This window comes from Collinsella sp. AF31-11 (assembly GCF_003475605.1).
Classification (GTDB): domain Bacteria; phylum Actinomycetota; class Coriobacteriia; order Coriobacteriales; family Coriobacteriaceae; genus Collinsella.
The window spans coordinates 20,760-33,495 of record NZ_QRQS01000003.1 but is presented as its reverse complement, the minus strand read 5'-3'; the positions used below and the strand labels follow the sequence as shown (position 1 = coordinate 33,495).

Genomic DNA, 12,736 nt, shown 5'->3' with positions numbered 1-12,736 from the left:
CCGGGCGATGATTCTGCCGTGTCGTTGAATGCGGCTCGGACAGCTTGTCGGGACGAGGAACGTTATGGTGCTCAAGATCTTAAAAACCGTCTGGCCGGTGATGCTTACCTATGTTGCGATAGGTGCGCCGTGCGGAATGATTATGGCGCAGGCGGGGATGGAACCATGGATGGTTTTTGCCCTGAGCAGCACGTTTGTGACGGGCTGCGGACAGTTTATGGTCTGCAACCTGTGGCTGGCGGGCGTGCCTGCGGCATCGATCGTCGCTAGCGTCGCCGCAATCTCCTCGCGCTTTGCACTTTACTCGGCATCGATCGCACCGCATCTGGCGGGCGCCTCGAAGCGTCAGACGCTGGCCGTTGCCGCGACGCTCACCGAGGAGGCATATGGCATCTCGCTTGCCAAGTTGATTGAGGGGCAGGATTGGGGTCCGCGCGAGTCCTTTGCGCTCAACGTGATTCTCATCGCAACATGGGGCGTCTCGTGCACAATGGGCGCCGTTGTCGGTGCCGTTGTCGATGTCCCCACCGCTCTTGCAAGTTTTGTCTGCACATCGCTCTTTATCTGCCTGCTCTTTTCGCAGCGACTGTCGCGTGGCAATGCCGTAGCTGCCGTTTTGGCTGCGGCATCCGTCGCCGTATGCAAGTTCTTGGGGTGGACGAATGTTGCCGTGCCGGTAAGCGTACTCGTCGGCGTTGCCGCGGCGCTCGTGTGCGATGCCCTCGCCGAAGGAAGGGGTGCTCGCGATGCCCGTTAACGAGTTTTTGGTCCTGTGGCTTTCGTCGTGGGCGGCCATCGCGTTTTTCCGCATTGCCCCGGCGTTTGCTTTGCGTGGGAGAACGCTTTCACTCCGCGTTACCGAGGCCTTGGGCTATATTCCGCCCGCTGCCTTTGCGGCGCTAGTCGCTAACGACCTGATAAGCCCCGGCGCTTTCGATGCCGGCTTGTGGCAGGGCTTGATTCCCTGGATCGCATCTGCCGGCGTCGTGGCGGTGGCAATCAAGACAAAGTCGATGTTGTGGTGCTGCGTCTCGGGCATCGTGCTCTATATCGTTTTGAGCCTCGTATAAGAGCGGGGCGCGTTTACCGTCTCGACTTTGCGAATCGAATTTCTCACCGAGCCTGTCTGCTTCTTCTGGTACCATGGTCAAACTTTACTGTAGCAAAGTATGACGTGGGCTTTTGTGTCCCGTCAACGGAAATGGGGGTTTCATGGCACAGGAAGCGACCGCCAACGAGCAAAAGAAATTCAAAGTACCGCGAATCCCGGGCGACATCATGATCTACCCGATGATCGTCGGTCTTTTGCTCAATACCTTCTGCCCGCAGGTCTTCGAGATCGGTGGCTTCTTTACCGCCGCCTGTCGCGGCGGTTCCAATACCATCGTCGCCGCGATCCTGCTCTTCGTGGGTGCCGGCATCAGCTTTAAATCCACGCCGGGCGCTATCAAGACCGGCGTCGTCGTACTGATCCCTAAGCTTGTGGTGGCAGCCGCGCTGGGCCTGGGCGTTGCGTATTTCTTTAACGACAACTTTTTGGGCCTGAGCTCGGTCTCCATTATCGGCGGCATCACCTTCTGCAACATGGCGCTCTATACGGGCATCATGGGCGAGTTTGGCGATGAGTCCGAGCAGGGCGCCGTGGGCATCCTGTTCTTTACGGCCGGCCCCGCCGTCACCATGATCATCCTGGGCGTTTCTGGTCTTGCTAACATCCCGCTGGGCACCATCGTCGGCTCCATCCTGCCGCTTGTCATCGGTATGGTTTTGGGCAACCTCTTCCCGTTCATAAAGAACCTGCTGGTTCCCGGCACCAATCCCGCGATTGCCGTCATCGGATTTCAACTCGGCGCGTCCATGAGCCTGTCGAGCTTTGTCACCGGCGGCATTTCCGGCATCTTGCTGGGCCTTGTCACGCTGTTTGTCGTCGGCCCCATCACCTTTGCGTTCGAGCGCCTGTGCGGCGGTAACGGCAAGGCCGCCGTGGCTTGCTCCACCATCGCCGGCACGGCTATGACCACGCCGGTTGCTCTTGCCGAGGTGGCGCCGCGCTATGCCGAGCTTGCTCCCACCGCGTACGCCCAGATCGCCACCGCCGTTATCATCACGGCGATCATGGCTCCGATTCTTACTGGCTGGGTCGACAAGAAGTTCTGTCAGGGCAAGGAGGATCTGTCGCCTGCCGGTGTCGAGGCCATCGAGGAAGCCGTCGCGACCGACATCGATGGCGAGTAGCAATCGTCATTCATCAATGATGCCGGCGTGCAATTCGCGCCGCTTGAGCGCCCGAACGAAAGCTGTCTTGCAGCAACGTTCGGGCGCTCTGCTATTATTCCCCTTACCCCTGCGGGTAGGGGTGTTTGTTGCCCAGACCCGAATCGGGAGATTCTGGCCACTTGGATATTGAAGGGATGGCGTCTAGTGGTTAAGGCACTCAAGATTGAGATATTCGTGCTCTGCATGATTGTTCTTATCGGGCTTGCCGCGCGAAGCCGTCGCTCTTTATTCTCGAGTACCCAGCAGCTATTGTTTAGCATGCTCGGCTATACCTCTGCCGCGTAAATATTATTCGATATGATCTGGACGCTCTCGGATGGTGTGGACGGCACGCTGGGCATTGCCACCAACTGGATTTCCAACGCGGTTTCGTTTTCGCTCTTTGCCATCGCGTGCCTCATTTGGTTTATCTATTCCGAGACAGTGCAGGGCTCTCGCCTTTTGACCGCGCGCTATAAGGTGGCGCTCGTAACGTTGCCTACGGTGCTGGTGGTCGTGCTGGCGTTTACGAGCTGTTGGACGCACGCCCTGTTCTATATCGATGCGCAGGGCGTGTATCATCGCTGCTTTGCCTATATGATCCAGCCCATCGTCAGCTACTGCTACGTTATTCATACGTCCCTGCACGCGTTTGTGCAATCGCGCAGGGTCGAGAGTCTACAAAAGAAGGCCATCTATCGAACCTTGGCATTTTTCGCCATTCCGGCCCTGGTGGGCGGCACCTTTCAGGTCGTGTTTTCGGTGCCCGGGCTTTGTGTCGGCATAATGATTAGCATGCTGCTGCTCTACATCGTCTGCCAGGAGCAGCTGATCTCGACCGATCCGTTGACTGGCCTCAACAATCGAAACCGTTTTGAGACCTATATGCTGTCGCTCTTCTCGAATGCGGATCATACGGGCGATGTGTATCTGCTCATGATGGACGCTGATGGCTTTAAGCAGATTAATGATCGCTACGGACATGTGGAGGGTGACCGCGCTCTTCAGCTCATCTCCACCGCGCCCAAAGATGTCTGCTCGGCGTCTGGTGGCTTTATCGCACGTTATGGCGGCGATGAGTTCGTAGTGCTCCAAAAGGCGATAGCAGAGCAGGACATCATGCGCCTGTGCGAGGCAATCAACGACGAGCTCGCGCGTACCGAGGTGCCGTATCTGTTGCGGATGTCTATCGGCTACGCACGGATGGGTGATGGTGTCGATACCTGGTAAGATTTGCTTCGCGCTGCCGATGCGGAGCTCTACCGCGTAAAGCACGAGAAGAAAAAAGCCGGCGTCCAGATACGCTAGAAAAAGCGACCACGCGAATGTCCGCTGCAGGTGCGACATATGCAAGGGCCTGGCTTGTTAGGCCTGTTTAGGTTTGTTGACAATGATGATGCCGCCGCAGACCAGGAACAGGGCCACAATGACGGTAACGGGGCTTGTGCCAGCACCCTCGCCGAGCAGCAGCGCGCTTAGCGCTACGCCAAAGACCGGGTTCATAAAGCCAAAGACCGAAACGCGGCTGACGGGGTTGACGGCGAGCAGGCGAGACCACAGCGAGTATGCGACGGCGGAAATGAGTGCCATATATATGATGAGCGCGATGGCGGGGACGATTTTGGTGGGGGATAGCGCGCCGCCCATCAAAAGCCCGATGGCGGTAAGGACCAGACCGCCGACTAAAAACTGCCAGCCGGCGAGTAAAACGCCGTCATGCTCGCGCGAGAAAATGCCAATGAGGCAGGTCGACAGGGCGCCCGCAACGGTGGAAGCCAGGATAAAGCCCTCGCCGTCGAGCGCAAAGCCAAAGGTGCCATCCGCGCCCGAAAGGTTGACGAGCGCTACACCGGCAAAGCCCAACACGCAGCCAAGCACCTTGGCTGTATCGAGCTTCTCGGTGTGAAACGCCAGAGCGGCAAAGAGGATTGCGAGGAAGTTGGCGCTGGCCTCAATGATGGAGCTCGACATGGCGCTGGCGCGCGAGAGTCCCAGGTAGAAAAAGAAGTACTGCCCGATCGTCTGGAAAAGCGACAAGACAAAGATGGGCTTGATGTCGCGAGCCTGCGGGATGAGTGGGCGGCGCTTCGCCGCGCTCATCCCAACGATGACCAGGGCGCCGGCAAGTGTGAAGCGCAAGCCTGCAAAGAGCAGCTGCGAGGCACTATCGTGCGCGGGAATGCCAAAGAGCTCGTAACCGATCTTGATGCAGGGGAAAGCCGATCCCCAGAGCGCACAGCAGATAAGGCAGCCCAGAATGAGTCCGGGCAGGGTGGCGAGATGCGGCTTGCGGCTTTCCATGATGTCCTTCCTGTATGCGCGAAGCAAAAAAGAACCCGCCACCGGAAGTGCCGGCGGCGGGTGTTGTTACCCGAAGGGATTGTACCCGATGGGAACGTCTTTAGGCGAAGTAGGCTACGCCGCTCTCAAAGATCGGCATGAACTTATCGCCGGGGACATGCTCGGGAACGTTGCGGTACAGGTTGTCGCCGCGACGCTCGGCATGGCCCATCTTGCCCAGGACGCGGCCGTCGGGGCTCGTGATGCCCTCGATAGCGAGTGCGGAGCCGTTGGGGTTGACGGAAAGATCCATGCTGGGCTTGCCGTCCTCGCCCACGTATTGCGTGGCGACCTGGCCGTTGGCGATTAGCTGGGCGAGCACCTCGTCATTGGCGACAAAGCGGCCCTCGCCGTGGCTGATGGCGACGGTGTAGGGGTCGTCCAGGCTGCATTGCGACAACCATGGGGACAGGTTGGACGAGATGCGGGTGCGCACCAGACGGCTCTGGTGGCGACCGATGGTGTTGAACGTCAGCGTGGGCGCGTCGGGCGTGGCGTCGACGATGTCACCGTAGGGCACCAGGCCGAGCTTGACCAGGGCCTGGAAGCCGTTGCAGATGCCCAGCATCAGGCCGTCGCGGGCCTTGAGCAGGTCGCGAACTGCCTCGGTGACCTCGGGAGCGCGGAAGAACGCCGTGATGAACTTGGCGGAGCCGTCGGGCTCGTCACCGCCCGAGAAGCCGCCGGGGATCATGACGATCTGGCTTTGGCGGATGCGACGGGCAAGCTCGTGGGTGCTTTCGGCAACGGCCTCGGGCGTGAGGTTGTTGATCACGAAGGTGTCAGCCTCGGCACCGGCGGCGCGGAAGGCACGGGCGCTGTCGTACTCGCAGTTGTTGCCGGGGAAGACGGGGATAATCACGCGCGGGCGGGCGATCTTGGCGCCGCCGTACACATGGATGTCCTTGGCGCGATAGTCAATGGTCTCGGCCTCGGGCTGCTCGCTGGTGCTGCGGTAGGCAAAGACGCCCTCGATGCCGCTCTCCCAGGCTTCCTGGAGCTCGGAGAGATCGATGACCTCGGAGCCGGTGTCGATGACATAGCCCTCGACGGTGGTGCCCAGGGGCTCGACGACAACGCCGTCGGCGACTTCGGGCAGCTCGGCATCCTCTGCGAGCTCGACGATAAAGCTGCCGTAGAGCGGGGTGAAGAGGCTCTCCACGTCCACGTCCTCGGCAAGCTCGATGCCGATCTGGTTGCCGACGCACATCTTAAAGAGGCTCTCGGCGCCGCAGCCGTAGCCGGGCGTGGAGATGGCCAGGGCGTCGCCGGTGGCGGTGAGCGCCTCGACGGCGTCAAACGCGGCGAGCAGCTGCTGGGCATCGGGGCGGTAGTCTTCGCCATAGGTGGCGGGGGCGATGCGGACGACGCGGTGCGTCAGGCCCTTGAACTCGGGCGATGTGGCGCGGGCGGCGCGACCCACGGCCACGGCGAAGCTGATGAGGGTCGGCGGAACGTTGAGCTCGCCGGCCTCGTCCTCAAACGAGCCGCTCATGGAGTCCTTGCCGCCGATGGCGCCGGCACCCAGATCGACCTGGGCCATAAGAGCACCCAGAACGGCTGCCATGGGCTTGCCCCAGCGCTCGGCTTCGGTGCGCAGGCGCTCGAAGTACTCCTGGAAGGAGAGGTAGGCGCGCTTGTGCTCAAAACCGGCGGCGACGAGCTTGGCGATGGACTCGACTACGGACAGGTAGGCACCTGCAAACTGGTCGGCCTCCATCAGGTAGGGGTTGAAGCCCCATGCCATGGCGCTCGCCGTGGTGGTCTCGCCGTCCACGGGGAACTTGGCGACCATGGCAGAGCTCGGGGTGAGCTGCGTCTTGCCGCCAAAGGGCATGAGCACGGTGGCGGCGCCGATGGTGGAGTCGAAGCGCTCGGAAAGGCCCTTGTTGGAGGCGACGTTAAGATCGGTGACGAGCGAGGTCATACGCTCGGCAAGCGTGGTGCCGGCCCAGCTGGGCTGCCACACGCTGCGGGCGCAGACGTGGGCGGCCTGGTGCTTGGGCGCACCGTTGGAGTTGAGGAACTCGCGGGACAGGTCGACGATGGCGACGCCGTTCCATGCCATGCGCATGCGCGGCTCGGCGGTAACCTCGGCGATAACGGTCGCTTCCAGGTTCTCCTCGGCGGCGTAGCCCATGAACTCCTCGACGTCACCGTCGGCGACGGCGCAAGCCATGCGCTCCTGGGACTCGGAAATGGCGAGCTCGGTGCCGTCCAGGCCGTCGTACTTCTTGGTCACGGTATCGAGGTCGACATACAGGCCGTCGGCAAGCTCGCCCACGGCGACCGAGACGCCGCCGGCGCCAAAGTCGTTGCAGCGCTTGATCAAGCGACAAGCGTCGCCGCGTCGGAACAGGCGCTGCAGCTTGCGCTCGACCGGGGCGTTGCCCTTCTGGACCTCGGCACCCGAAGTCTCGATGGACTCGGTGTTCTGGGTCTTGGAGGAGCCGGTGGCGCCGCCGATGCCGTCACGGCCGGTGCGGCCGCCCAGCAGGATGATCTTGTCGGTGGGGGCGGGGCACTCGCGACGCACGTGGTTTGCCGGGGTAGCGCCAACGACGGCACCGACCTCCATGCGCTTGGCCACGTAGCCGGGGTGATAGAGCTCGTTGACCTGACCGGTGGCAAGGCCGATCTGGTTGCCGTAGCTGGAGTAGCCGGCGGCGGCGGTGGTCACGAGCTTGCGCTGCGGGAGCTTGCCCTCGAGCGTCTCGGAAACCGGGACGGTGGGGTCGCCGGCGCCGGTGACGCGCATGGCCTGGTACACATAGCTGCGGCCCGAGAGCGGGTCACGGATGGCGCCGCCCACGCAGGTGGCGGCACCGCCGAAGGGCTCGATTTCGGTCGGGTGGTTGTGGGTCTCGTTCTTAAAGAGGAACAGCCAGTCCTGGTCCTCACCATCAACATCGACCTTTACCTTGACGGTGCAGGCGTTGATCTCCTCGGACTCGTCGACATCGGTCATGACGCCGGTCTTCTTGAGATACTTGGCGCCGATGGTGCCCATATCCATGAGGCAGACGGGCTTGGCGTCGCGACCGAGCTCGTGACGCATTTCCATGTAGCGGTCGAAGGCCTGCTGCACCACGGCGTCGTCGATCGTCACGTCATCCAGGACGGTACCGAAGGTGGTGTGGCGGCAGTGGTCGGACCAATAGGTGTCGATCACGCGGATCTCGGTGATGGTGGGGTCGCGATCTTCATCGCGGAAGTACTGCTGGCAGAAGGCGATGTCCGCCTCGTCCATGGCAAGACCGCGCTCGGAGATAAAGGCGGCAAGACCGGCCTCGTCGAGCTCGCGGAAGCCGTCAAGCACCTCGACGGGCGCAGGCTCGGGGGTCTCCATGTGCAGCGTCTCGGGTAGGTCGAGTGAGGCAATGCGGGCCTCGACGGGGTTCACCACGTAGTGCTTAATGGCATCGATGGCGGCCTCGTCCAGGGCGCCCGAGATCATATAGACCTTGGCGGAGCGCACGGCGGGGCGCTCGCCCTGGCTGATGAGCTGTACGCACTCGCTGGCGGAGTCGGCGCGCTGGTCAAACTGGCCAGGCAGGAATTCGACGGCAAAGACGGCGCCATCGCTTGCGGGGAGCTCGTCGTAGGTCACATCGACCTGGGGCTCGCTAAAGACGGTCGGCACGCAGGAGCGGAACAGCTCCTCATCGATGCCCTCGACGTCGTAGCGGTTGATGATCCTCAGAGCCTCGATGCCCTTGATGCCGAGAATCTCGCTCAGCTCGCCCTTGAGCTGCTGAGCCTCGACGTCGAACCCGGGTTTCTTCTCCACGTAGATACGAGAGACCATTGGTTCCTGCCTTCCTGATCGGTTGGGCGTACGGTGCGGTATGCGCCAGCGGTCGGTTTGCGGGGCAAGCCTCGCGATCGCCTTGAGCCACATACTTTTAAACCTCACTATGATACGACAGCTCGTGGCGCGTTGAGGACGGCGAGGGTGCTACAGTGGAGCGCAAACAAGAGAAAGGCATCACATGGCATTTGTTTCGCTCGCCATCATCGCACTCGTGGCCTTTGCAAGTCCCTTCATCGCCTCGGCGATTCCCGGAAAACCCGTTCCCGAGACGGTCTTTTTGCTCGTGTTTGGCGCGGTGCTGGGACCTCATATGCTCGGCATTATCCATGTGGATGCCGAGGTCTCGCTCGTGTCCGAGCTCGGCCTGGCCTTTCTGTTCCTGCTTGCCGGCTTTGAGATCGATCCCAAGAACATCACGGGCATCGAGGGGCGTTACGGCATGGCGACGTGGGTCGTCACGTTTGGTATAGCCTGGCTTGCCGTGCGCTTTACCCCGTGGTTTTCGGTCAGTCATTTTGATGGCATCGCCGTGGCGCTGGCGTTGACCTCGACGGCGCTTGGGGCGCTCATGCCCATCTTGCGCGAGCGGTCGCTTTCTGGGACGCGCGTCGGCGATTCGATTCTTGCCTATGGTACGTGGGGCGAGCTCGGGCCCGTGCTCGCCATGTCGGTGCTGCTGTCTGCCCGTACGGGTGTCGAGACGCTGTTGATCTTGGGGCTGTTCGCCGTGGTGTGCGTGCTGCTTGCCGTGGTCCCCAGCCGCTCCAAGCGTATTGGCAGCCGCTTCTTTGCCTTTATTCAGGAGCGCGCCGATACGACTTCTCAGACGTTCGTGCGCCTCACAGTGCTCATCCTGGTCACGCTCGTGGCGTTTTCCGCTATTTTTAGCCTCGATATCGTACTGGGCGCTTTTGCCGCGGGCTTTGTCCTGCGCTACATCATCCCCGAGGGCAACCATACGCTCGAGCTTAAACTCGATGGCCTTGCCTATGGCTTTTTGATCCCGGTGTTCTTTACCGTGTCGGGTGCCAAGATCGACCTGACGGCTGTAGCATCGCGCCCCGGCTTGCTCGTGGGCTTTATCGTGGCGTTGCTGGTTATCCGCGCCGTGCCCATTCTCATCTCTATGAGCATTTGTCCCGCGACGCGTGACGTCTCGGCGTATGGCCGCATCACCGTGGCGCTCTACTGCACCACGGCCCTGCCGATCATCGTTGCCGTGACGAGCGTTGCCGTCAACGCGGGCGCGCTGTCTCAAGATATTGCGTCGGTCATGGTTGCCGCCGGCGCCATCACGGTGTTCCTGATGCCACTGCTCGCGCAGCTCTTCTACCGCGTGGTCGATGCGGCGCCGGTCGCCGCCGTGGCGGAGGTTGCCGAGCATCCTTCTGATGCGCTCAATATCCTGCGCGCCCATCACGACCTTGCAAGTCTTCTCGCCCGCGAGCACGAGCTATTGACGTCGCATGGACATGGTCGCGTATTCGAAGGCTTGCCTACACTCGATACGATTGCCGAGCGCCTTTCTGATCGGGCGGCGAGCGAACGCATCGATGCGCGCATTGTGGATGCGGCGCATCTGCTTGCCGATAAGAACTATGGCGACGAGATAGATCCGTCCGAGCTCACCCCGCGTGAGCGTCGCCGCCTAGAGCGTGCCAAGCTCGCCGTGCATGAGTACCGCCGTCGCATGCTTGAGCTTTATGCGCACGAAGAAGCCGACGAGGACGACGGCAAATAGCCGACGCTGGTGCGGAGGTGGCATTCCCGTTTGAGGGCGGACACGAAACGGAACGCGGTTTCCCTTCAAACAGACGAAGACGCGCTGCCTGCGGTTGATGCGGGCAGCGCGCCTTCTTTGGTTGAGCTATGTTGAGGCCAGGGGCCAAAGCTCGTGGTCCCTTAGGAGCGGGCGGCTCCGTCGACGGGGAGCACGGCGCCTGTGACGTAGGCGGACATGTCGCTCGCCAGGAAGACGAAGGCGTTGGCGACATCCTCGGGCTCGCCCATGCGGCCCAGCGGAATGGTGGTGATGATAGGCTTGATGACCTCTTCGGGCAGGTTGGCGACCATATCGGTCTTGGTCACGCCGGGTGCGACGGCATTGACGCGAATGCCCATGGGGGCGAGCTCGCGCGAGAGCGACTGGACCATGCCGTTGACGGCAAACTTGGACGTGGGATAGCCAACGCCGGAGGGCTGACCGTACTTAGCGACCATCGAGCTCGTGGTGGTGATGGTGCCGCCGTGGCCGGCCTCGGTCATGATCTTGGCGGCAGCCTGGTGGCCGTTAAAGACGGCGACGACGTTGAGGTCCATGACCTTGGCAAACTCCTCGGCCGTGTAGTCCAAAAGGGGCGAGCGCTGGGAGATGCCGGCATTGTTGACGACCGTGTCCAAGCCGCCCATATCGGCGGCAGCCTGGGTAAAGGCCTCAGTTACGGCCTCGAGCGAGGTGAGGTCGCAGGAGCGGCCCCAAACCTTGGCCTCGGGATAGGCGGCTGCCAGTTTCTCAACGGCTGCGTCGGCAGTCTCCTGGCGCGAGCCAAAGACCGTGACGGCGGCGCCTTCCTCGATAAAACGGCAGGCGATGGCATAGCCGATTCCGCGCGTGCCTCCGGTGATGATTGCTTTCTTGCCCTTGAGCAGCATATCGCTTCCTCTCTTATGTGCATGGATACTTGCAGCACAGCATAGTGGCGGCAAAAAACAGCTGACGCCGCATATCGGTAAACGGTATCCACGGTTGTTGATGAACGGTCAAGTTGCTCAAACGTTAGTCGACCACTTCGTGCAAAAGATGTAACTAAAAGGGGCTCCCATCCAATCGGATGGGAGCCCCTCATGCGTTATTTGATTTGCCGAGAATCGGGCTAGTTGGCCATGACGCCTTCGGTCCAGGCCTCGACGTCCTCGATGCGCAGGACGTTGGCGATTTCGGCCACGCAGTCGACGCCTGCAAGCTCGGCGGCGGCAGCCTGGACGTCCTTCTCGAGCGCGCGGTGCGTCAGGAAGATGACCGAGCAGGTGTCGGTGACGCCCGGCTTGCCGTCCTCGACCTGATTGATGAGCGAGATCGAGATGTTGTGCTTGGCGAAGATATCGACCGTCTCGGACAGGGCGCCCACGCGGTCGGCGACTTTCAGGCGCACATAGTACTTGGTCTGGAGCTCGTCCATGGGCTTAAAGGCAAGGTTGTGGCCGTAGGGCTCAATCTCGGGCAGCGGCGCCACGCCGCGGCTGATCTGCTCGGACAGCGACAGGATATCGCCCACGACGGCGCTCGCGGTGGGGAAGGAGCCTGCGCCGGCACCGTAGAACATGGTCTCGCCCACGGCGTCGCCCACCACGTAGACGGCGTTCATGGCGCCGTTGACCTTGGCGAGCATGTGGTCGGCGGGGATCAGCGTGGGGTGCACGCGGACGTCGACGCCGGCATCGGTGTTGCGCGCAATGCCCAGCAGCTTAATGGTGTAGCCGAGCTCGCGGGCCTGGGCGATGTCCTCGGCGCCGATGGTACGGATGCCCTGCTGGTAGACGTCGTCGGTGGTCACACGGGTGCCAAAGCCGATGGAGGCGAGGATGGCCGTCTTGCTGGCGGCATCGAAGCCGTCGACGTCGGCGGACGGGTCGGCCTCGGCGTAGCCCTTGGCCTGCGCGTCGGCGAGCACGTCGGCGTAATCGGCGCCCTCGGCGTCCATGCGCGACAGGATGTAGTTGGTGGTGCCGTTGAGGATGCCGGCGATGGTCAGGATCTTGTTGCCCACCAGGTCGTGCTCGAGCGTGCTGACGATGGGGATGCCGCCGCCGCAGCTGGCCTCGCACTTGATCTGCACGCCGCACTCACGCGCCTTCTCGGCGAGCGTCTCGACGTGACGGCCGAGCAGGGCCTTGTTAGCGGAGACGACGTGCTTGCCGTTCTCAAAGGCCGTGGTGAAGATCTCGGTTGCGGGATGCTCGCCGCCAATTAGCTCGACGACGATGTCGACGGTGGGGTCGGTGACGACATCATGCCAGTCGCTCGTAAAGGCCTCGCGCTCAATACCGGCGGCTTCGGCCTGCTCCCAGGCAAGCGCGCAGGCGCGGGTCAGCTTAAGGTCGATGCCGTAGGCGGCCAGGTACTCATCGTGGTGGCTCTTGATCAGACGGGCCACGCCGCCGCCGACGGTTCCCAGGCCGATCAGGCCGACGTTCACGGTGCGCAGGGGTTCGCTCATAGATAGCTCCTTCGTGCATCTGTATGGATGATTGACCAGTTAAGGTTGAGTGCATTCTAGCGTGAACCAAGGGCGCGTGCTTGCCAGGCAACAGGAGCCGCATAAAACG

At 62.0% G+C, this 12,736-nt stretch carries 9 protein-coding genes; 5 read left to right on the top strand and 4 right to left on the bottom strand.

What is annotated here, in order from left to right:
- The first annotated feature begins 64 nt into the window (after window positions 1-64).
- The 4 genes from DWZ22_RS02180 (at window position 65) to DWZ22_RS02165 (ending at window position 3,486) form a co-directional block, all read left to right on the top strand.
- Window positions 65-757, top strand: a complete 693-nt coding sequence (locus tag DWZ22_RS02180) for an AzlC family ABC transporter permease (protein ID WP_158558449.1) — start codon at window positions 65-67, stop codon at window positions 755-757.
- Window positions 747-1,070 (top strand): AzlD domain-containing protein, encoded by a 324-nt coding sequence (locus DWZ22_RS02175; protein ID WP_117807956.1) that lies wholly within the window; start codon window positions 747-749, stop codon window positions 1,068-1,070. Before DWZ22_RS02180 ends, DWZ22_RS02175 begins: the two co-directional genes overlap by 11 nt.
- Before the next feature lie 142 nt (window positions 1,071-1,212).
- On the top strand, window positions 1,213-2,235 hold the full coding sequence (locus DWZ22_RS02170; RefSeq protein WP_118405315.1) for a 2-keto-3-deoxygluconate permease: 1,023 nt from the start codon (window positions 1,213-1,215) through the stop codon (window positions 2,233-2,235).
- 339 nt (window positions 2,236-2,574) lie between these two features.
- Complete coding sequence (locus DWZ22_RS02165; protein WP_118405314.1) at window positions 2,575-3,486, top strand: GGDEF domain-containing protein; 912 nt, start codon at window positions 2,575-2,577, stop codon at window positions 3,484-3,486.
- A 135-nt stretch (window positions 3,487-3,621) separates the two neighbouring features.
- On the opposite strand, the gene DWZ22_RS02160 is transcribed toward DWZ22_RS02165, so the two are convergent.
- Window positions 3,622-4,557 (bottom strand): DMT family transporter, encoded by a 936-nt coding sequence (locus DWZ22_RS02160; RefSeq protein WP_117734511.1) that lies wholly within the window; start codon window positions 4,555-4,557, stop codon window positions 3,622-3,624.
- 100 nt (window positions 4,558-4,657) lie between these two features.
- Window positions 4,658-8,404, bottom strand: a complete 3,747-nt coding sequence (locus DWZ22_RS02155) for a phosphoribosylformylglycinamidine synthase (protein WP_118405313.1) — start codon at window positions 8,402-8,404, stop codon at window positions 4,658-4,660.
- A gap of 184 nt (window positions 8,405-8,588) precedes the next feature.
- Here DWZ22_RS02155 and DWZ22_RS02150 point away from each other — a divergent pair, with 184 nt between their 5' ends.
- Window positions 8,589-10,151, top strand: a complete 1,563-nt coding sequence (locus DWZ22_RS02150; RefSeq protein ID WP_118405312.1) for a cation:proton antiporter — start codon at window positions 8,589-8,591, stop codon at window positions 10,149-10,151.
- Between the two features lie 161 nt (window positions 10,152-10,312).
- Here DWZ22_RS02150 and DWZ22_RS02145 read toward each other — a convergent pair whose 3' ends face one another.
- Window positions 10,313-11,062 (bottom strand): SDR family NAD(P)-dependent oxidoreductase, encoded by a 750-nt coding sequence (locus DWZ22_RS02145; RefSeq protein WP_117734508.1) that lies wholly within the window; start codon window positions 11,060-11,062, stop codon window positions 10,313-10,315.
- 221 nt (window positions 11,063-11,283) lie between these two features.
- A complete protein-coding gene (locus tag DWZ22_RS02140; protein WP_118405311.1) occupies window positions 11,284-12,627 on the bottom strand; it encodes a homoserine dehydrogenase in 1,344 nt (447 codons plus the stop codon).
- Between the last annotated feature and the right edge of the window lie 109 nt (window positions 12,628-12,736).